At 31.6% G+C, this 21224-nt stretch carries 17 protein-coding genes; 1 reads left to right on the forward strand and 16 read right to left on the reverse strand.

Annotation, left to right across the window (positions count from 1 at the left end):
* Positions 1 to 11: 11 nt before the first annotated feature.
* From arsM to SHK09_RS07040, 9 genes are all read right to left on the reverse strand, one after another.
* Positions 12 to 980 (reverse strand): arsenosugar biosynthesis arsenite methyltransferase ArsM, encoded by a 969-nt coding sequence (gene arsM, locus SHK09_RS07000; protein WP_319810068.1) that lies wholly within the window; start codon positions 978 to 980, stop codon positions 12 to 14.
* Between the two features lie 22 nt (positions 981 to 1002).
* Positions 1003 to 1830, reverse strand: a complete 828-nt coding sequence (locus SHK09_RS07005) for a metallophosphoesterase family protein (RefSeq protein WP_319810069.1) — start codon at positions 1828 to 1830, stop codon at positions 1003 to 1005.
* Positions 1812 to 3149 carry a sodium:solute symporter gene (locus tag SHK09_RS07010; RefSeq protein WP_319810070.1) on the reverse strand — a complete coding sequence of 446 codons (1338 nt, stop codon included), beginning with the start codon at positions 3147 to 3149 and terminating at the stop codon, positions 1812 to 1814. The genes SHK09_RS07005 and SHK09_RS07010 overlap by 19 nt, the downstream gene beginning before the upstream one ends.
* 6 nt (positions 3150 to 3155) lie before the next feature.
* Entirely contained in the window at positions 3156 to 4595 is a 1440-nt protein-coding gene (locus tag SHK09_RS07015; RefSeq protein WP_319810071.1) for a SusD/RagB family nutrient-binding outer membrane lipoprotein, read from the reverse strand.
* Between the two features lie 10 nt (positions 4596 to 4605).
* Complete coding sequence (locus SHK09_RS07020; RefSeq protein ID WP_319810072.1) at positions 4606 to 7800, reverse strand: SusC/RagA family TonB-linked outer membrane protein; 3195 nt, start codon at positions 7798 to 7800, stop codon at positions 4606 to 4608.
* Positions 7801 to 7865: 65 nt separating this feature from the next.
* Entirely contained in the window at positions 7866 to 8543 is a 678-nt protein-coding gene (locus SHK09_RS07025; protein ID WP_319810073.1) for a DUF2064 domain-containing protein, read from the reverse strand.
* Between the two features lie 3 nt (positions 8544 to 8546).
* Entirely contained in the window at positions 8547 to 9602 is a 1056-nt protein-coding gene (arsS, locus tag SHK09_RS07030; protein WP_319810074.1) for an arsenosugar biosynthesis radical SAM (seleno)protein ArsS, read from the reverse strand.
* Between the two features lie 115 nt (positions 9603 to 9717).
* Entirely contained in the window at positions 9718 to 10053 is a 336-nt protein-coding gene (locus SHK09_RS07035; protein WP_319810075.1) for an arsenosugar biosynthesis-associated peroxidase-like protein, read from the reverse strand.
* 39 nt (positions 10054 to 10092) lie between these two features.
* Entirely contained in the window at positions 10093 to 10803 is a 711-nt protein-coding gene (locus SHK09_RS07040) for a DUF547 domain-containing protein (RefSeq protein WP_319810076.1), read from the reverse strand.
* A 309-nt stretch (positions 10804 to 11112) separates the two neighbouring features.
* On the opposite strand from SHK09_RS07040, the gene fabD reads away from it, so the two are divergent.
* On the forward strand, positions 11113 to 12000 hold the full coding sequence (gene fabD / locus SHK09_RS07045; RefSeq protein ID WP_319810077.1) for an ACP S-malonyltransferase: 888 nt from the start codon (positions 11113 to 11115) through the stop codon (positions 11998 to 12000).
* 238 nt (positions 12001 to 12238) lie between these two features.
* Here fabD and SHK09_RS07050 read toward each other — a convergent pair whose 3' ends face one another.
* The 7 genes from SHK09_RS07050 to SHK09_RS07075 form a co-directional block, all read right to left on the reverse strand.
* On the reverse strand, positions 12239 to 12526 hold the full coding sequence (locus tag SHK09_RS07050) for a YqhA family protein (protein ID WP_319810078.1): 288 nt from the start codon (positions 12524 to 12526) through the stop codon (positions 12239 to 12241).
* Positions 12477 to 12746 (reverse strand): YqhA family protein, encoded by a 270-nt coding sequence (locus SHK09_RS15425; protein ID WP_413774275.1) that lies wholly within the window; start codon positions 12744 to 12746, stop codon positions 12477 to 12479. The genes SHK09_RS07050 and SHK09_RS15425 overlap by 50 nt, the downstream gene beginning before the upstream one ends.
* 96 nt (positions 12747 to 12842) lie before the next feature.
* Positions 12843 to 14345: an aldehyde dehydrogenase family protein gene (locus SHK09_RS07055; protein WP_319810079.1), complete on the reverse strand. Its 1503-nt coding sequence runs from the start codon at positions 14343 to 14345 to the stop codon at positions 12843 to 12845.
* A gap of 209 nt (positions 14346 to 14554) precedes the next feature.
* Positions 14555 to 15394: an AraC family transcriptional regulator gene (locus SHK09_RS07060; protein WP_319810080.1), complete on the reverse strand. Its 840-nt coding sequence runs from the start codon at positions 15392 to 15394 to the stop codon at positions 14555 to 14557.
* 519 nt (positions 15395 to 15913) lie between these two features.
* Positions 15914 to 17407: a nitrilase-related carbon-nitrogen hydrolase gene (locus SHK09_RS07065; RefSeq protein WP_319810081.1), complete on the reverse strand. Its 1494-nt coding sequence runs from the start codon at positions 17405 to 17407 to the stop codon at positions 15914 to 15916.
* 75 nt (positions 17408 to 17482) lie between these two features.
* Positions 17483 to 18082, reverse strand: a complete 600-nt coding sequence (locus SHK09_RS07070; protein WP_319810082.1) for a Crp/Fnr family transcriptional regulator — start codon at positions 18080 to 18082, stop codon at positions 17483 to 17485.
* A 279-nt stretch (positions 18083 to 18361) separates the two neighbouring features.
* Complete coding sequence (locus tag SHK09_RS07075; protein WP_319810083.1) at positions 18362 to 21199, reverse strand: pitrilysin family protein; 2838 nt, start codon at positions 21197 to 21199, stop codon at positions 18362 to 18364.
* Positions 21200 to 21224: the final 25 nt, after the last annotated feature.

A 21224-nucleotide genomic window follows, 5' to 3' on the forward strand; every position in this document is an offset into this window, starting at 1 on the left:
AATTGCAAAGACTAACAACATCCACCACCATCATAATGAAACGTAGATTCTGAAAAGAAAATATCATCTCTTCCTAAAGCTTGTAAAGTAGCGGTTGTTTTATCGCAAATTGCTAAAGGTTGGTTTTTTAACAACGTATGTCCTAAGCCATCATCAAAAAAGTCTTCATCACCATAATAAATAGCAGCTCTTCCTGTAAAAATACAAGGTCCGTCTGCAGGCATTGGGTCTTTAATTGCCGCAACTTCAATCGATTCAATATAAATTAGTTCGTCTGTTGGGTAATTTTTTGGATCTAAAATTCTGTATGGTTTTCTTGCTCTAATTTCAATCGTACCAAAACCAGCATCTGTTAACGCTTTTACATAATCTGCAATAGATAAACTTCCACTTAAACATAGCGCTCGTAAACGTTCGTCATTTCGTAATTCGTCGTTCATAGGTTGTTCGCAAGTAGGATCGCTCATAACCAATTTTCCATGAGGTTTTAATACGCGGTACATTTCTGCTATTGCTTTTTTTAAATCGTCTGACTTAAAAATATTGAATAAACAGTTTTGTGCAGCAACATCAATCGAGTTATCTTCTACAGGCAAATCCATCGCGTCCCCTTTTCTTAAATCAACAAAATCAGATTTGAACCAGTCGTTTTGTTCTTCAGCAATTTTAAAGTTTTTACGAGACGCTTCTAACATTTCATCAACAACATCCAAACCAATTACACCACCTTTATTTCTGTTAAAATAGGAAAATTGTAATAATTCCATTCCGCCACCAACACCAACATACAACATTTTAGGGTTGTTTGTTAAATCTCTCGCATGCACTGTAGAACCACAACCGTAGTTCATCTCTTGCATAATTCTTGGAATTTTTAACCCTGGTAATTCCCAAATAGGGTTTGTTGTGCAGCACAAACCAACATCTGGTGTTAAAGCCGCTTCTTTGTAAACGTTGTGTGTAGTTTCTAAATAACTCATAGATTTATTATTTATTTTGATGTTATAATTGAATTCCGAATCCTTGTAAACCACTTTCTATGGGTGGTAAAATTTCTGTATTGTCCCAAATTCCGGTAACAATAGTTCGAGAGTATTCTTCGGGAAGTAAACCATTTTGCATTAATTTACTTGTTAATTTATAATTATAATTTAATGTGTGATGTGTAAAGTTAAAGTTTTCTTTTGAATCGTCTAAGATTGCGTACCAAACAGACGGAATTCCGTTGTTAGCAGGCATTCCTATAACACCAGGATTTAACCAAAGTTGTTCTTTTTCTTGATGATGAAATGGCAAACCACAATGACCAGCAATAATAACATCAGAATTTGTAGCTTCAAAATTTGGTTTTTTTACGTTCCAATTTGTAGATTTAAAAATAAATTCTGAAACATTAAAATAAGAACCATGAACAACAGTTACGCTTTTTTTAGCATATTTAAAATGGATATTATTAGGTAATGTTTTTAGAAAATCTAAAGAGTTTTCAGACAATTTACTTTGTGCATACGGATACCAAAGTTGAGAAAACCCATCGCAACGAGAACCTTCTCTAAAATCGCAACCGCAATCGTCTGCATTTTCTCTTAATTGAATTTCTACATTACCAACAATACTTTTTGCACCCCACAATTTAAACAACTGCACGGTTTCTTCTGGTTGCGCACAATAGCCAACAATATCTCCAGTACAAAAACAATTTTCTGGAGCAATGTTTTCTTTTTCGGCAATTTGTTTTAAAGCTTCTAAAGCTTGTAAATTGCTATAAACTCCACCAAAAAGTAAAGTTTTTCCTGATATTTTGCCTAAATCTACTGTTTTTTGATCCATGTTGGAATAAAATATAAAATGATGCAACTTAAAATTCCCCAAATATTTACCCACAATAAAGAGGCGTATTTTCCTGTTGTAAAAATTAATGCTTCCGGAAAAATATCAAAAATGAGGAAAAACCCGAAAACTAATCCGCAGAAAACACTTAAATAAAAACTAATTTTTGGCACTTTTACTTTCCAAAATATAAAAATAGGAGTGAGGCCAATAACCATAGTTCCAGAAATGGTGGTTGCAGATAAAATTTCAGCATTTAAAAATACCGGAATCGTACCTAAAACAGCCACGATTATCATGGTAATTCTTCCGAAGGAAACTGTTTTTTTAATGTTTAAATCGATGGCAATTAACTTTGAGAAAGAAGAAAAAGTAGAATCTAAAGTAGAAGCTGCAGAGGTAATCATAATAAAGTTAATTACTAATAAAATAACCACTCCAAAGGCTTTACCAACTTCTACGGCTGCTTGCCCAGACATTCCTTTTGTTTGCGCATACACACCAATTAAGCTGAATAATACAATACAAATTGCACCTAAAACACTTGCCCACAAAAAGCTTTTTCTAGTTACTTTTGGTGAGGATATAAACCCTCTGTCGGTTAAAACAGGATCGTGAAAAGGGTAGCTAAAAGATTGTATAATTGCTGCGAAAAAAAGGTTTAAACCTAGTTCGAAACTCCAAGTTCCTGACGTTACTATTTGTTTCGTAGAAAAATCATCTGTAGTAAAAATAGTACCTAAAATAATGAGTAACAAAACAGAAAACAAGACCATTTGTATAACATCTGTAAAAATAGAACTACTTAATCCGCCTTTTAGGGCGTAAGACAACGTAAGCAAAGTAAAAATAATTATTGCCCAATAATAACCGCTACTTCCTTGCGCGCCAAAGTAACTTCCAATAACCATGGTATTACTCCAAACCTCATTAAAAAGACGAAAAGCAATGAGTACAGAAAAAACTGCCATCGCATTTTTACCGAATTTAGATATTAGAAATTCGTGAATACTTTTAAAATTTCCTTTGGTTCTTAATTGATAAATAATAATTCCTGCAACCGCAAAAGACAAGTAATAACCTGCATAAGCTACACCACCAACCAACCCAAAAGACAACCCTAAATTTGCTGCATTGGTAATGCTTTTTGCAAAAATCCAAGAGATAATTAAGCTACCCGTTAATACCAACGTATTGGGTGCTTTCTTCTTATGTACAGCTTTAAAAAACTGATCTGTGGTTTTTGCAAGCGGAGATAAAAAGTACAAGGTTAAACTCGAACAAATTATTAAAATCCATTGCCAATTAATTACATCCATATTTTTCTATTCGTTCCACCAAACTTTTACGTCTAGACTATTTCCATTTGTAGCCGTTTCTGCTGCCTTATAATTTTCTGAATTTAAGGATGCTGCTTCCGCAGGATATGGCATTCTTACAGGAATTAAATCGTTATTTAAACTTGCAGAAATTGTTTTTAAAGCAGGAAAACCTGTTCTTCTGTATTCAATCCATCCTTCATAACCATTAATTATAGAAGCAATCCATTTTTGAGTAATAATTTGCTCTAAAGGAGATTTTCCTACGGTATTATAATTTGCATTTGTAGTTAAATATGTTGCTGGTAAATTGGTGTTCCAGTATTCAAAAGCTTGTGCAACCGCAGTATTATATAAGGTTTCTGCATTGGTCGTAATAAATCCTTTTTCTGCAGCCTCAGCTAACAAGAAATTAGTTTCCCAAGCAGTTATAAAATTAGCATCTAAGGTAGATGTGTCTTCTCTAAAAATAGTTCCGGCTAAAGAATAATCAGACAATGCAACAGAAGTAGAAGAAGCATCAATTCCGTTTAATAAACCATTAAATTCATCTAAAGTTGAATTAGAATAAGGTCTGAAAAAAGTTTCAATTCTATTGTCATTTAAATCAGTTAAAATTTCTTCCATAGTTTCAGACAGTACAAAGTTATTAAAATCACCAACTCTTAACTGCGCCAATCTAAAACTGTTTGGTTCTGAGTTTGTAAAATCGAAAACGGCATTTTCGCTATTATTTTTAATATAGTTTCCTTCTGTAAATACTGTCTGTAATTGAGTAGAAACATCGACTTTACCAGAAATACGAACTAAGTATTTAATTTTTAAAGAGTTTGCAAATTGTACCCAAGCCGTTAAATCTCCATTGTATAAAATATCTCCTTCCAAAGGAATTGAACCTGCATATGCATTTATTGCAGCAATTCCTTTGTCTAAATTATCTAGAATACCGTTTTCATTTTGATAAATAGCAGACTGTAAATCGTATGTAGGTTTAACGGTTCCTTCAATTCCATTAAAGGCTTCAAAATAAGGTACATCGCCAAATAAATCGGTTAATCCTGCAGCCATATGTGCTTTTAAAATTAACGCTGGTCCTTCATAAACTGCAAAAGCAGGCGTTTCTTTGGCTTGTTTTAAAATGATTTCATTATCACGTAAATTTGTGTAAAATACTGGCCAAGGGTTTCCACCTAATTGCGGACTTTTTAAATCGTGTCTGTCAAATAAATTAAAATCTAAAGCAGTTCTATGTTGTGCTAATAAATCTCCAGCAACAAAACCTTCATAACTCATGTTTTCGCCAAAGTTATAAATAACTTGTCTTAACAATAAACTTGGTTGCACAGAAACAGGTGCGTTTGGGTTGGTGTTTAATTCTTCAAAATCTTTTGTGCAGCTTGTTAATGTAAAAACAAAAATTGCAATTGTATATATAATTTTTTTCATTGTCTTTTTTTTAAAAATCGAAACCTACTTTAAAACCTAAACTTCTGCTAGAAGCATAACTTAAATCTTCAACTCCACTAACAAAACCATTTCCTTGAACGGCTAATTGCTCTGGATCGAAATGCGGATTTTCTGTAATTACAAATAAGTTGTTTCCTATAAAAGAAAAGTTCATTGTAGAAGTGTTTTTTAATCCTAAAAAACCTTCGTTAAGGTTTAAAGTGTAGCCAATAGAAAACTGGCGTAATTTTAAATAAGAAGCATCATACACATTGTTTTCTTCATGGTTTCTGTCGTAAAATTGTCTGTAATAACTTTCTGCAGAAACAGCAATTGTGTTTGGTTGGCCAGTATTTACATTTACACCTTGCGCAACAATACCTGCTGTTGGTCTGTTTGCAGTTTCTGCTAATTGCCCACCAACATTACCTAAAGCACGTGTTCTAGAAACAATTTCTCCTCCTTGTCTCCAATCGAATAAGAAACTAGCATTCCAATCTTTATATCTAAAAGAGTTGTTCCAACCTAAAGTGAAATCAGGATTGTAATTTCCAATTTTAATCAAGTTATTATCAGCAATAAAACGGCCATTATCATCTAATAAAAATTGTCCTTCTTCATTTTTTTGATATCCTGTTCCGTATAAGTCTCCAATTTGTCCTCCTTCTTCAACCTGAAACCAAACGGTTTGGTTTGCGCTATCATAAATTCTACTGTACGCTAAAGTTAAACGACCATCTTCTTGTGGTAAGTTTTTAATAACAGATTTATTTGTTGCAAAATTAAATGTTGTATTCCATTTAAAATTTGCTGTTTTAATTGGTGTTCCGCTTAAAATAATTTCTACACCAGAAGTATTTACTTCTCCGCCGTTTACAACTTGTTGGTTGTAACCAGATGAAATAGGTATTGGTAACGAAATAATTTGATCTTTAGTAGTGGCATTATAATAGGTGAAATCGATATTTAAACGGTCTTTAAAGAAACGAATATCTGTACCAAACTCATACGAAGTAGTTAATTCTGGTTTTAAATTTGCATTCGGAATAAAATCTTGATTGCTAAAAGTTGGTTGCCCATTAAAAGTTGTTTGCGATACAAAAGCACCTGATGTTTGATACGGATTTGTGTCATTACCAACCTGAGCAACACTCGCTCTTAATTTTGCAAAAGAAATAATTGCTGGTAATTTTGTATAATTTGATAAAATAAAACTAGAAGATATAGACGGATAAAAGAAAGAAGTTCCGTCTACAGAAAAAGGAGTTGCTAGTGCGCTAGACCAATCATTTCTTCCTGTAATGTCTACATATAAATAATTTTTATAACCAAACTTTGCAATTCCGTATAAAGAATTAATTCTCTTTTTAGAATCGAACTGAAAAGCTTCTATAGGAGAAGCTGCATTGTTTAAACTAAAAATTCCTGGTTGTGCTAAATTGGTAGTTTGTAATTGTTTTGTTGAGGCCGTTTGGTCTAATCTATTTCCTCCAAAAGAAGCATCAAAAGAAAAATCACCAAAATTGTTTGTATAGTTAATTAAGAAATCTGTGTTAATTTCTCTGTAAAAAACATCATGTTCTGCATACGCTCCGTTTTTAAAACGATTAGAGCTAAAATTACGTTTAAATATTCTTTTTTCTGATGAATAATCCATTCCAGAGCGCAAAGAAACACTTAGGTTATCTGTAAATTTATGATTGATAGCAATGTTACCAAATACACGATCTCTATTAAATGAATTGGTATTTTCATTCAAGATAAAATACGGATTGTCGAAAAAAGTATAGTTAAAAGAATACTGTTGTACACCTTCTAAACCTGGTTGCCAATAATTTTTTAAGTTGTTAATATCTAAAGATCTTGGTCCCCAAGCAACCAAAGAATAATTAGCGTTTTCACTTCCGTAGCCATTTGCAGGTCTATTATCGCTACTAGAATTTACGTAGTTTAAAGAAGTTGTAATTCTTGTTTTCTCTGTCGGATTAAAATTCATTTTTAAAGCCGCTGTTTTTCTATCTAGATTTACACCCGGAATTATAGATTCGCTATCTAAATCTGTTAATGATAAACGATAAGAACCTCCTTCAAAATTATCTGTAATAGAAATATTATTTATTGTAGTAACTCCTGTTTGATAAAAATCTTTTAAATTATCTGGGTTCGATTTAAATAAAGTTGGTGTAATCGATAGCCCATTATATAAAGAAGTATCTCCACCACGAACAACCGTTCCGTCTGGTAAAGTTACAGGAGAATCAAATTGAGCAATTAGGTTTCCAGAGTCTAATTTTGGTCCCCAAGAATAGGTAATATTATCACTTGTTCCACCACCTAAACCATCAACATATTCAAAAGCACCACCTTGTCCTTGTCCGTATTCATTTTGGAATTCTGGCAAACGAAAAGCACTGTCAAAAGTAACGGAAGAATTAATACTAATTCCCAATCCTTTTTTCTTGCTACCGTCTTTTGTTTTAATTACAATTACTCCGTTAGAAGCTCTTGTACCATACAAAGCAGCGGCACTTGGTCCTTTTAAAACCGTTACAGATTCAATATCGTCAGGATTCACTTCCATTGCACCATTTCCAAAATCTATTTCTTGAAAACCAGCAGCAGCTTCGTTTGTGAAATTAAAAACGGTGTTGTTGTTAATTGGCGTTCCATCTACCACAAAAAGCGGATTGTTGTTAGAGAAAGAAGCTTCACCACGAATGGTTATTTTAGATGATGAACCAACACCTGTTGCACCTTGAGAAATAGTTACACCTGCTAGTTTACCAGATAAGTTATCTAAAAAGTTAGGTGTTTTTACTTCTGTAAGTTCTTTTGCTTTTATTTCTTGAACCACATAACCTAATTCTTTGGTTTGTCTATTTACACCCAAAGCAGTAACAACAATTTCATTTAAACTTGTTTGTTGTTCTATAAGTTGTACGTTAATTTCTGTTAGATTGTCAACTTTTATTTTTTGAGTTTGATAGCCTAAATAACTAAAAGTTATAAACTGATTTTTATCTAAAATAGCAATCGAATAAAACCCGTCTAAATTAGAGGTTGTTCCGTTATTTGTAGCTGCGGTAATACTTACGTAAGGTATTTTTTCTCCGGTATTTTTATCTGTAATAGTACCTGTAATTGTTGTTTGTGAAAAACTGATGCTCGTTAAAAGCAACAAAATCCACATATAAATGTGTTTCATTTAGTAATTATTTTTGTGTAAAATAGAAGTTGATCTATATTGAAAGAATCAATATGAATAAAGAGTTACGCAAAAATAAGAGGAGAACCTTTATTATAGTTCTTTGAAAATGAGGTTTTTAATGTAGAGAAATTTTCTAAAAAAAAAGTACTTTTAAAAGTGAAGAATAATTTTTGTAAAAGTTTTAATATAAACTCAGGAATTGCTTTAAAGCTATTTAAGATAAATCGAATATCTTCCTTTGAATCGATATCATTTAACAATTCTAGAAACTGAACCTCTAAATTTTTAGTAGCTGCTATTGTTGCAATACTTTTGTGCAAACGATTCGTTTGCCAAGGTAATTCTATAAAGGTTTCTTTATTAAACTGGGCTTTTTTAATTCCCATTAAATAAAAACCACCATCTTTAGAAGGTCCTAAAACTACATCTTTTGTTTCTAGTTGATGTAAAGTATCCACCAAATGATGTGTTTTTAAATGCGGTGTATCATTACCAATGGTAATTACGTTATTAAAACCTTTATTAAAAATAGCGTTAATAGCATTCGAAAAACGTTCTCCAAAAGAAGTTCCTATTTGTTGTTTTTCTGAAATATGAAAATAATCAATTCCAGATTTTTCTACCGTTTTTAAGGTGTGTGAATTTAATGCCGCAAAAACTTCCGTAGAAAGAAACGATTTTCTTTCTACTTCTTTTTCAGCAGAATTCGCAAAAATTAATATGGCAGTTTTCTGGTTCATAAATTAAGCAACAACTCCTTGACAGCTACTTCCTGCACCAGCAGTACAACCGTAACAATGCTGATTTATAATAATGTTTCTGTCTTGTAACAACTCTTCGTTATAGTCTGCGATGTGTTTTACTTTACTAGCAACTTTTAGATTTAACATTTGATTAAAGTCGCAATCATACAACCAACCATCCCAACTAATAGAAATTGTATTTGTACACATTACATTTTCTACTGCCGTAGGATTGTAGGCATCTAATAAAGAATGCATATAATCTTCATAATTATCTGATGCGATTAAATAATCTAAAAAACGACTAATTGGTAAGTTTGTAATTGCAAAAAGTTCATGAAAATCGATACCAAATTCAGTTTTTAATGCCTTTTTAAAATCATTTTGCAAAGCCATTTGATCTCCAGGTAAAAATGCTCCGGAAGGATTATATACCAAATCTAATTTTAAGCCAGAACCTTCTAAACCATAACCAATAGCATTTAATTCTTGCAATGCTTTTATAGATTTATCGAAAACACCATCTCCACGTTGTTTGTCGGTTTTTCCACGCGTCCAATGCGGCATAGAAGAAACCACATGCACCCCGTGTTTTTTAAAGAATTCTGGTAAATCGTAATATTTTTTATTCGCTCTAATAATTGTTAAATTAGAACGTACAATAAAATCTTTAATACCTGCTTTAGATGCTTCTTCTACAAACCATCTAAAATTAGGATTCATCTCTGGCGCTCCACCAGTTAAATCTAACGTATGTGCTTCTGTTTTTTTAATAACATCTAAACATTGTTGCATGGTTTCTTTAGTCATAATTTCTTTACGATCTGGACCAGCATCTACATGGCAATGAGAACAAACCTGGTTACACATGTAGCCTAAGTTTATTTGTAGAATTTCTAATTTTTTAGGACGTAAAGGAAAATGACCTGTTTCTTTTATTTTTGCTGCAAATGTTGGTAATTCTCCGTTTGCGAAAATTCCGCTAGAAAGTATTTCCATTTGACGAGCCGTATTTGCAATGTCGTTATTTCTTGCTTTTAGTGATTTTGTAGCCATTAAATTGTTGTATTCTTTGTGATTTTATATACGAAAAAATTGATGGTTTGGTTTTAGCTTTGCATTCTTAGAAATAAGCAATTTCTTTTTTCTTATTGAAATAAATAAACTTCGCTTACATTTCTAATTTATTCACTTTATTCATCATTTGAACTCCGTGAACTAATGTTGCACCACTTTTAATTGCAGCACCAACATGAATTGCTTCCATCATTTGTTCTTTTGTAATACCGCGTTGTAAGCTGTCTTTTGTGTAAGCATCTATACAATATGGGCATTGTTCTGTGTGTGCAACTGCCAAAGCGATTAAAGATTTTTCGCGAGCAGTTAATGCGCCTTCTTCAAAAACTTTACCATAATAGTCGAAAAATTTGTTACCAAGTTCTTCGCTCCATTCAGTTATTTTTCCAAATTTTCTTAAATCTGCAGCGTCGTAATATGTTTTAGACATTTTTTATCTTTTGAATAATTAAGAGGGAAAGATAATAATTTATTTTCCGTTTAAACTCCAGTCATATTTTAAATAACCAATTTTAGCATTTTTATTGATTTCTGTTTTAGAGTATTTATTTAAATAATCTATTACAGTACCATTTTTTGTAAAATCATCTTTAAACCAGTCGAAAATTGAAGAGATTTGAACCTTTTTGGTTGAAATTTTATTTCTAGAAGTATCGTTTACAAAAGCAATCATTAGTTTTTCTAAATTAACATCTACATTTTTTTCTGTAAAAGCTTCGTTTCCTAATTTAGGACAAGAACCTGAAGCACAATTTACGCCTACATGAATTCTAGCATCAAATAAGTTTTTACGTAAAATATTGTGTTCTATATGATCTAAAGTATATGTTTGTCCGCCAACTTTAGCAAAAGGAATTTTCCAAGCAGTTTTACCACCTTCTTTAATGTCCATAATACTTTTTAGAGGGTAGTTTTCTAAGATTTTTTTAATGGTATATGCATTGTAGGCGTTAATCCAAAATGCTTTTTGTTTGTTGGTAGACCAAGAACTAGCAGGTGTTGTTTTTTCTAAATAAGAAATGTAGCTATCTAACTTCGCTTCGTCATTTTTTAAAGATTTGTAATCTACAATTCCGCTTTTTGTAACGTGTTTTTGTAATAAGCTGTTAAAAATTGATGTCTGTGCATTTACTTGTGATAAAGTAAAAATAGCAACTAATATTAAAAGTATTTTTTTCATTTTTATATAATTTCTATTAATGTAGACGAAACGTTTTTAAGTTGATTACAAAAATGATTCCGATTCTTGTTAAATTAAGGTTAATGCTTTTTATTCTTATAATTTAAAGAGGTGAAGTTATTAAAAAAATAATAGATTTTTTAGTTTTAGAATAGGTCCTTTAATTGGTTTAGCCCCGATTGAAGCAATTGTTTGAGCTCTTTTTGTTTTTACAAAAAAGCGAGTGCGTAAAGCGGGATTAGCTTCAAATAAAAATGATTATTTTTGCGTTTAATAAGAAGCATAAACAACTACAGAAATACATATTTTATGAAAGCATATATTTTTCCTGGTCAAGGAGCACAATTTACAGGAATGGGATTGGATTTATACGAAAAATCTGCATTGGCGCAAGAATACTTTGAAAAAGCAAACAAAATTTTAGGATTCTCTATTACAGATATTATGTTTGAAGGAACTGCAGAGCAATTAAAAGAAACGAAAGTTACGCAGCCTGCAATCTTTTTACATTCGGTAATTTTAGCGAAAGTTTTAGGAGATTCTTTTCAGCCAGAAATGGTTGCAGGACATTCTTTAGGAGAATTATCTGCTTTGGTTGCAAACGGAGTTTTAACTTTTGATGATGGTTTAAAATTGGTTTCTAAACGTGCTTTGGCAATGCAAAAAGCGTGTGAAGCTGCGCCTTCTACAATGGCAGCCGTTTTAGGTTTGGCTGATGATATTGTTGAGAATACATGTAAAGAAATTGATGGAGTAGTGGTTGCTGCAAATTATAATTGTCCTGGGCAATTGGTTATTTCTGGGGAAATTGCTGCGGTTGAAAAAGCGTGTGAAGTTTTAACCGAAAAAGGAGCAAGAAGAGCGTTGTTATTGCCTGTTGGTGGTGCGTTTCATTCGCCAATGATGGAGCCTGCAAGAGCTGAATTAGCAGCTGCAATTGAGGCAACGGAATTTAGTGAGCCTACGTGTGCAATTTATCAGAATGTGGTTGCAAAGGCTGTTACGAGTCCAGATGAGATTAAACAAAATTTAATTGCACAATTAACTGCGCCTGTAAAATGGACGCAATGTATACAAGCAATGATTGCTGATGGTGGAACTGAATTTGTTGAGGTTGGACCTGGTAAAGTGTTACAGGGTTTAATGCGTAAGATTGATAGATCTGTTGCTGCTAGTGGAGCTGCTTTAGCGGAATAGATTTTTACTAAATATTTTATATAAAAAAAAACGGACTTGTGAGAGTTCGTTTTTTTTTGTGATTGATTTTTTTTGTTTCGTAAACGTTGTTGTGTATGATTAGTTGCGTGATTTCAGCAATGAATTTAGTAAAAAAAATTGAAGTAAAAACCTACGAGTATTTTCCTATTTATGCCATAAATAGCAATTAATTTTACACGGTGTTACCTCCAGGCTTTATTCCACTTTTAAGTAATAGTTATTTTTCTATTTCTTCTTTATTCAGTTTCAGAAACTTTAAACCAAGAGCTAAAAGAACAATTGAAATAGGAAGTATTATAATTTCCCATTTAAGGTTGTCAATATTCACAAAAACTACTTCAAGAAATTTCACGAAAAGGATTATAACAATAACTTCAGCAAGCACATTTTTTAAATGACCAATGTTGGGAGTTCTAATCCATTTTAAGACGTTTTTTCCATCATCATATTTTTTATTAGAAATAAATAAAGTATAAACACCGTGTGCAAATATAAAAAGGACCAAAAGCTATTAAAAATGTATCTAAAGATTTTATAAGATATGTTGTCGCTATATCTGCTGTATGCAAATGTGCTTTGTCTTCTGGAATATAATTAAAGATGACAACTCTAAAGGCGTTAATGGTTTTTAAAGCACCAACAATAAACAGTAGAAACGAGCCAAGAAGGGAACAAATAATGGCAACCCAACTTATGTATCGGAATAGATAGAAGGTTTTTTTCATAATTTTAAGCGTTAAAAGTTATAATTATAAGGCTTAAAAAATAAAACCCCAGAATAGTCTGGGATTTTACTTGAAAATTTAAAGGTTATTACTCGATTAAAAGAATCCCATTGGTTTTTTGTCGTAAGAGATCAACATGTTTTTTACAACACGGTAATGATCTAATGCCATTTTGTGGTTTTCACGACCAAATCCTGATTCTTTAACTCCACCAAAAGGTGCGTGAGCAGGATATGTATGGTATTGGTTTACCCAAACCCTACCAGCTTGGATAGCACGAGGAACTTGGAATAATTCGTGAGCATCACGAGACCAAACACCAGCACCTAAACCATAAGGTGTATCATTTGCGATTGCAATAGCTTCTTCAGTAGAACTGAAAGTTGTTAAAGCTACAACTGGGCCAAAAATTTCTTCTTGGAAGACACGCATGTTGTTCTTACCTTTTAATACGGTTGGTTGGATGTAGTATCCTTCAGAAAGCTCCCCTTCATAGTTACCAGCATCTCCACCAGCTACAACTTCTGCACCTTCTTCTTTACCAATTTTAATATAGCTAAGAATTTTATCGTATTGTGGTTTAGAAACTTGAGAACCAATCATTGTTTCAGGATCTAATGGATTCCCTGTTTTGATTGCTTTTAAACGCACTTTCATTTTTTCGATAAATTGATCAGCAATATCTTCGTGAACTAAAATACGAGAAGGAGCAGTACAAATTTCTCCTTGATTTAGAGCAAACATTAATGCGCCTTCAATAGCTTTACTAAAGAATTCATCATCGTGATCTGCTACAGAAGGAAAAAATACGTTTGGAGATTTACCACCTAATTCCATTGTTACTGGAATAATGTTTTCTGCTGCATTGTGTAAAACTTTACGACCTGTTTCTGTAGAACCAGTGAAAGAAAGTTTAGCGATACGCTTAGATGTTGCTAAAGCTGCACCAGCTTCTGCACCAAAACCTGTTACTATGTTTAATACACCTGCAGGTAAAATATCACCTATAAGTTCCATTAATGCAATAACACTAGTAGGAGTTTGTTCTGCTGGTTTTACAACCGCTGTACAACCTGCTGCTAAAGCTGGAGCTATTTTCCAAGCTAACATTAACATTGGGAAGTTCCAAGGGATAATTTCACCAACAACACCAATAGGTTCGTTTAATACGATACTAACTGTGTTTTTGTCGTGTTCTGAAATAGAACCTTCATCTGCACGGATAATACCGGCGAAATAACGGAAGTGATCAATACAGTAAGGGATATCTGCTGCACGAGATTCACGAATTGGTTTCCCATTATCGATAGTCTCTAAAGTTGCTAAGTATTCGAAGTTATCTTCCATTACTTGCGCAATTTTTAATAACGCATTACTACGTTCTGTTACTGAAGATGTACTCCAAGATGGAAACGCTTCGTGTGCTGCATCTAAAGCAAGATCAATATCTTCTTGAGTTGAACGTGCTGCTTGAGTAAATACTTTCCCATCTACAGGAGAGACATTGTCGAAATACTGACCTTTAACAGGTGCTACGAATTTCCCTCCAATAAAGTTCCCGTACCTTTCTTTGAATACAGGTTTAGTTACATTTGCCATAATTATTTATTTTAAATTTGATTATTAATTTATGCTTGCTAAAACAAGCGTTTGTAATTATGGTACAAATGTATGGTGGATTGTTACTTTCTTATTTATTGATATGGTTCAATAACTTATGAAAAAAGGTCAATGTGATGGTTTGTGAAAATATAAACTTTACTGTGCTTACTAAATTCCTAATAAACAGTGATTTACGTGATTGTATTTTAATTATAAATATCTGCTGGACTAACTCCAAACTTGTTTTTAAAGGCTGTACTAAAGTTAGATAGGTTGTTATAACCGATGTCCAAATAAATATCCGAAGCTTTTAATTCGCCTCCTTGCAGTAATTCTTTTGCTTTTTGTAAGCGTTTATCTTGAAGCCATTTTCCAGGTGGTACTTTATATTCGTTTGTAAAATGACGTTTAAAAGTCGATAAGCTCATGTTACAGAGAAAGGCAATTTCTTCCAATTTTAAATTAGAATGCACATTGCTTTCTACTGTGTTTTTGAATGGCGAAACTTCTTTAGAAATTAAAGAATGTAAATAAATCTCGAATTTATCACCATATTTATTTAGCATATATAGCATTATCTCTTCAAATTTTAAAGATAATAAGGCACTACTATAACTTTGATCTATAAAGGTGTTAGATGATAAAGAATTAATAAAAGCAGCAATATAATCATCATTTTCAATTACAAAATAGGGTGCATCTTCTTTATAAGGTTTAACATCGTTAGTGTACTTACTTAAGAAGTCGGTTAGTTTTTTTTCAGAAAAGAAGAAAAGCTTGCAATAATAAATAGCTTCAGTATCTAATAGTTCAGTCCAAAGCCAATTTCCTTTTTTAAGCAACAACGATTGCGCTTTATTTACTGCAACCGAGGTGCCAGCAAAGTGTACTTGCTTTTTTCCAACTTGTAAAAAGCTAAACATATTCATGCTTAAATTGACTTTGCTTTTTACGACATCGCTAGTCATCTTAAAATCATATACAAATATGTCTAGAGCAGTATTCTTATTCTGAAAATAAATTTCAGGTATATTTTCTATTGGCATTTAGATTTTTTTTTCAGCTTGTAGGTAACTCTAATGATATGAAATCGTTTCAATGTTTTATATCAGAAGTTAACGAAGTTAGCTTTTTAAAAACTTAGAAACAAACTAAATTAGATCTTTTGTAGTTGTTTTTAAGTTGCTGTTAGCGTGTTTTCTCAATTCGCTTTACAGTTCTATAATTCTTTCTTGTGATGTATTCATAATCTTCATTTTCTTATCCGTTTTAACGACTGTTTAACCTTGTTGCAATTAATAATTCTATAGTAGTTAGATTGATAAAACAAATTATAATGTTATAATAGTTCTATTATAAATTGGATAGGCTAATTGTTGCTTCTGGAGCTGCTTTGACTGAATAGATTTTTACTAAATATTTTATATAAAAAAAAACGGACTTGTGAGAGTTCATTTTTTTTTGTGGAAAGTTGCGTCTTTCAAGCAACTAATTTCGTAAATAGGCGAGAAGCCAGCAATAAATTATATACGGTGTTGGCAACTGGCTTTTCCGCTTGGTTTATTTCAATTAGTTGCTTCCTTTTTCTGATTCTTATTTTTAAGAATTATGATTGTCAAAATTAATAATAACAAGCATAAAGCAATAAATGTATCTCCAATCATAGAATATATTGTTTTCGTTCCTTTAGTTGGTAATCGGGTTATCATAACTTTATTATTATCTGTAAAATCATCCATTTCACTAATTACTTCTCCTGTATAATCTGTACCAATTGATATTCCAAGACTGGTTTGACGAATAAAATTAAAGCCTTGCTCTATCGCTCTAAATTTTGACATATCGGTGTGAAGTTTTGCAACTTCTTTCCAATCATTACTAGGTGCTAACAAAATGTCAGAACCACTGGCATCTTTCAAATAATTTGGAAAATCTAAATCAAAGCAAATTACACCTGCGATAGTTCCATAATCAGTTTCTATTTTTTGGATTCCAGTTGTTTTATTATTGCTAATTTCAACTTCGCCACCAGGTACTGAAATACCTTTCCAATAATCAATAACTTTTTTTCCTTCGTTGTTGAATAAAATAAACTTATTTTCAAGAAATTTACTATTTGAAGGGTCAATTACTGCAACGCCTATGCCTAAATAGATGTTTTTTTCTAACGCTACTTGACTTGCTTTTTTGTAAAGCTCCTTTTCATCTTCTTTTAATATTACAGCATTGCCTTCTGCCCAAAAAACTATTTTTGCTCCAGCTTCTGCTTCTTTAATACTTCTATCGAATAAATTTTGATTTAATATCGATGTATTTCGTCTAGTTTCAATTTTAACCTCATTTTCAGTTTCTTTTTTATTTATTCCTTGAATATCAACCATAACTTTAAGACTATCTATAGCAGAAATAGAAGCTATACGAACAGTTTCAGAATTATGTTTTTGAATTTGCACACGATAACTTCCAAATATTAATGTAAGACCAAAAACAAGGCTATAAATAAGTATTCCTTTTTTTAAATTTTTCCATTCATTTTTGTATTCGTAAATCCAATTACTGACAGAAGCAAACCAAGCAATTAAAAATGTGATGTAGCCTAATCCAAAAATGGAAATGGATTGTAAAAAAATAAGTTGAGATTGTTGGGTGTAAGCAAAATGCCCAAAAGTACCGAACTGATTAAATTGATGATAAACATATTCAATTAATACAACAGAACAAGGAAATATTAAGGTACTTAAAAAGGATTTACGCTTTTTTGAAAAAAATGAGTCGACCAAATAGGGTAATGAAGCAAGCAGACTAAAAATTAGGGTAATAATAATAGGAGCTATTGTAGGTAAAAAAGGAACGAAATCAAAACCAATATAGTAGCTTATACTTATAAACAAAAACGCTATTAAAAAACCTTTCCATCTCGGTAATTTTCTAACTGCAAAAAGTAGCATCGTTGTAAAAATCCAAATGGCAAAAAAGACAACATATTGTCCATTGGAAAAAATAGACAATATAACTAGAACTAGAGAGAATAGGATTTTTTTTATAATATTAGTTTTCATTTTTAGAATGTTTAAGTTTGATACTGCAAAAGTGCAACATAAACTTATTTTTTATCTGACACCTATGTGACAAAATTATTGTTTAGTTAGATTACTTCTAATTCTACTTAAAGATTGTCGTTCCATTCCTAAATAGGATGCTAAATGAGTTAAACTGATTCTATTACTAATTTCTTTGTTTTCGTCTAAAAAATTCAGGTACCTTTCTTCTGCACTTTCAAATAAGAGGCTTTCAACTCTGTCTGTTTCTCTTGTTAGAACATTTTCAGCTACTAATCTGCCAAACATTTCATTGTCTCTATACTTCTGGTAAGCTTCCTGTAATTTCTCATAGGGTATTTTTACAATAATTGTTGGTTCGAGACATTGTATATGGTATTTGGAAGGTTTTTGTCTTAAAAAAGAAGGATAGTCGGTAGCGAAACCATTTTCATTGATGAAGCCTGTAATTATTTCACTTCCCTTTTCATTGATGTAATACTTTCTCAAAAGTCCTTGACAGACAAAACCAACTTCCTTTTGTATTTCACCACTTTTATATAAAAATTCTTTTTTGTTATATTCTTCTACTGTCAAAAAAGAGCTACTAAATTTTTTTAATTCCATATTTGAGGTAGGAATTTTATTTAGAAAGAAATTAATATAATATTCTTTTTTTTTATCTTTTTCTGTCATTTTGAAATTTAGTTCGGATGTTTTTTTAGCTTGTTGCCAACTCTAATGATATGAAATCGTTTCAATGTTTTATATCAGAAGTTAACGAAGTTAGTTTTTTAAAAACTTACAAACAAACTAAATTAAATCTTTTGTAGTTGTTTTTAACTACTATTGGTGGCAACTATTTAGTACTATACTGCTAGTTTAATGTTTTGGCGGAGTAGTTGTATAAAACAAAAAAAAGTCTCAATTTCTAATTAGAAATTGAGACTTTTTAATAGTAGCTAGTTAGAGGTTTTAATTCTTAATTTGCTTTTGTCTTTCGTTTAATAAAATAGGTTCTCCGTAACCTAATTCTTTCATTCTTTCTAACTGCGTTTCTGCATCACCAACAACCAACCAAATCATTTTATTAGGATTAACATATGTGTTTGCTAATTCTTTAATACGTTCTTTGGTCATGTTATTTACAGTTTTTTCTCTGTCGTTTACATAATCTGCTTTTAAACCGTAGTTACTAATATTAGATAACATTCTAAGTTTTGCGCCTGCAGTTTCAAATGCTCTAGCATTACTTTTAATTAAGAAACCTTTTGTAGTTTCTAAATCTTTATCTGAAAAAGTAGTTGGGTATTCTTCTAATATTTTTTTAACTGCTTGTGCAGATTCTAAAGTAACATTAGAACGAACACCACTAGAAATTGTAAATGTTCCTTTTGCTTTTGTACCAGAAAACCCCGATCGAATACCGTAAGTATAACCTTTTCCTTCTCTTAATTCTTGTGTTAAACGAGAAGCAAAACCACCACCACCAAGAATGTAATTCATTACAGATGCTGCATAATAATCTTTATCTGTTGCAGCCAATGCAGGCGCACCAAATTGTAAAACAGATTGTTTTGCATTTGGAATATCATAAAAATATACAGTTGGTTTGGTTGGCCTTTCAGGAGTTTTATATTCTGGTATTGTTACTTCTTTTGCTTTCCAATTTGTATTTAAGTTAGATAATGAAGATATTAATTTATCTTCAGAGATATCTCCTACAACTAAAATTTTAGCAACAGAAGGAGAAATGTAATTATTGTAATACGCTTTAATATCTTCTACATTTATTGCTTCTACAGAAGCTATTGTACCTAAAGTGTTTTTAGAACGAATATTATCTTTACCATAAATTAAACCATTATAAGCATTATTTGCTACTGCGTTAGGGTTTGCCTCTTGCTGACGTAAACTAGCAATTGTTGCTTGTTTTAGTAGATCGAATTCTTTTTGGTCGAACCTTGGTTCTAATAACATTTCTTGTGCTAAAGCTAATGTTTTAGTATAGTTTTTAGCCAAAGTTGTTCCGCTTAATGTTATACTTTCTTTACTTGAAGAAATGTAAATGTAAGCACCTAATTCTTGAATAGCTTCTTCTAGTTCTTTTACTGTTTTGTTCTTTGTTCCTTTGTTTAATAAATCTGCAGTTAAATTAGCAACGCCTAATTTATCCATAGATTCTAATAATTGACCACCATCAATAGTAATATTAAAACGAACTAAAGGTACTTCATCATTTTCTATTCCGAATATCTTTAAACCATTGTTTAAATTACTTTCATAAACATTAGGTACTGCTAAAGAGGGAGTTTTGCCATAAGGAGGTTCTATATTTCTGTCAAAAGAAGAAGGAGTTTTATTATAAGTTGCTGCAATTTTAGAATCGAATTTTTCTTCTGCACCGTTCACAATTTTCTCTTCTACAACATTTGCCAATTCAGCACCTTCTAAAGCTAATTCTGCACTATTTCTAGGCACAAAACTTGTAGCAATGTAGTTTTTGTTTTTAATGTATGTATTGTAAACACGCATTACATCTTCTGCTGTAACTGTTAAAGTATTTTTAATATCTTCTGTAGCAAAACCAGGATTTCCTAAATATGTATTGTAAGAAGCTAAGTTGGTTCCTTTACCTAAAACACTAGACAAGCTTCCATAAAACTGAGTTTCTTGTCCTGCTTTTATTCTATTTAAATCTTTATCAGAAATTCCTTCTGCTTCAAATTTTGCAAATCCTTTTTCGATTCCTGTTTTAACGTCATCTAATTTTTTACCATTAAAAGCTCTTACAATAATTTGTGCTTCTCCAGCTAATTCAGAATTTCTACTAAACATTGTTGTGTTAGAAGTCAATTTTAAATCATCAACTAAAACTTGGTTTAAAGGAGCAGATTTACCGTCTGTTAAATATTGAGATAAAACATCTAATGCATAAGAATCTGGGTGATAAGATTCTACTGTTGGCCAAACCATAGTTAATTGAGGTACTCTTGCAAAGTTATCTTCGTAATATAAAGATTTTGTTTCTTTAACAACACCAGGTCTTTTTTCTAATGTAGGAATCTCTTCTGTTCCTTTAGGAATTTCATCGAAATATTTATGAACCCATTTTGTAGCTTGTTCGATATCGATATCTCCAGATAATACTAGAGTAGCATTGTTAGGAACATACCATTTTTTATAAAAAGTTTTTACATCTTGTAAAGTAGCATTTTGTAAATCTTCTAAAGAACCAATTACTTGCCAGTTATAAGGATGGTCTTTTGGGTAGAGGTTTTTACCAATTACATATTGATTATGCCCATAAGGTCTATTATCTACACTTTGTCTTTTTTCGTTTTTAACAACTTGTTTTTCTTTTGCTAAAACAGGATCTGTTACTGTATTTATAAAATAACCTAATTTATCTGCTTCTGCCCAAATCATCTTTTCTGTAGCATCATTAGGTACTGTTTGTAGGTAATTTGTTCTATCTCTAGAAGTAGAACCATTTGCACCAGAACCACCAATTCTTGCACTCATTTTATCTAAACCACCTTTTCCTAAGTTTTCAGATTCTAAGAATAATAAATGTTCAAATAAATGTGCAAAACCAGTTCTACCTTCAATTTCTCTAGCAGAACCTACATGTACCATTAATTCTACAGCAACAACTGGGTCAGATTTATCAACATGAAAAACAACATCTAGTCCGTTTTTTAGTTCTATTTTTTTGTAGTTTATACTTAATTCCGGTGTTTTCTCTTCGGAAGGTTTATTACAAGCAATAAAACTTGTAATTGCTAAAAAAGCGATACATATTTTTTTCATTTGAGTTGGTTTTTGAACTTCGAAA

The organism is Polaribacter sp. PL03 (assembly GCF_033875165.1).
Taxonomy (GTDB): domain Bacteria; phylum Bacteroidota; class Bacteroidia; order Flavobacteriales; family Flavobacteriaceae; genus Polaribacter.

Bases quoted from the DNA above. Each gene is read 5' to 3' on its own strand.
- SHK09_RS07075 (WP_319810083.1), bottom strand. From the start codon at position 21,199: ATGAAAAAAATATGTATCGCTTTTTTAGCAATTACAAGTTTTATTGCT.
- SHK09_RS15425 (WP_413774275.1), bottom strand. From the start codon at position 12,746: ATGAAAAAAACCTTCTATCTATTCCGATACATAAGTTGGGTTGCCATT.
- SHK09_RS07040 (WP_319810076.1), bottom strand. From the start codon at position 10,803: ATGAAAAAAATACTTTTAATATTAGTTGCTATTTTTACTTTATCACAA.
- SHK09_RS07020 (WP_319810072.1), bottom strand. From the start codon at position 7,800: ATGAAACACATTTATATGTGGATTTTGTTGCTTTTAACGAGCATCAGT.
- SHK09_RS07010 (WP_319810070.1), bottom strand. From the start codon at position 3,149: ATGGATGTAATTAATTGGCAATGGATTTTAATAATTTGTTCGAGTTTA.
- SHK09_RS07060 (WP_319810080.1), bottom strand. From the start codon at position 15,394: ATGCCAATAGAAAATATACCTGAAATTTATTTTCAGAATAAGAATACT.
- SHK09_RS07055 (WP_319810079.1), bottom strand. From the start codon at position 14,345: ATGGCAAATGTAACTAAACCTGTATTCAAAGAAAGGTACGGGAACTTT.
- arsM (WP_319810068.1), bottom strand. From the start codon at position 980: ATGAGTTATTTAGAAACTACACACAACGTTTACAAAGAAGCGGCTTTA.
- SHK09_RS07025 (WP_319810073.1), bottom strand. From the start codon at position 8,543: ATGAACCAGAAAACTGCCATATTAATTTTTGCGAATTCTGCTGAAAAA.
- SHK09_RS07005 (WP_319810069.1), bottom strand. From the start codon at position 1,830: ATGGATCAAAAAACAGTAGATTTAGGCAAAATATCAGGAAAAACTTTA.
- SHK09_RS07070 (WP_319810082.1), bottom strand. From the start codon at position 18,082: ATGACAGAAAAAGATAAAAAAAAAGAATATTATATTAATTTCTTTCTA.
- fabD (WP_319810077.1), top strand. From the start codon at position 11,113: ATGAAAGCATATATTTTTCCTGGTCAAGGAGCACAATTTACAGGAATG.
- arsS (WP_319810074.1), bottom strand. From the start codon at position 9,602: ATGGCTACAAAATCACTAAAAGCAAGAAATAACGACATTGCAAATACG.
- SHK09_RS07035 (WP_319810075.1), bottom strand. From the start codon at position 10,053: ATGTCTAAAACATATTACGACGCTGCAGATTTAAGAAAATTTGGAAAA.
- SHK09_RS07015 (WP_319810071.1), bottom strand. From the start codon at position 4,595: ATGAAAAAAATTATATATACAATTGCAATTTTTGTTTTTACATTAACA.
- SHK09_RS07065 (WP_319810081.1), bottom strand. From the start codon at position 17,407: ATGAAAACTAATATTATAAAAAAAATCCTATTCTCTCTAGTTCTAGTT.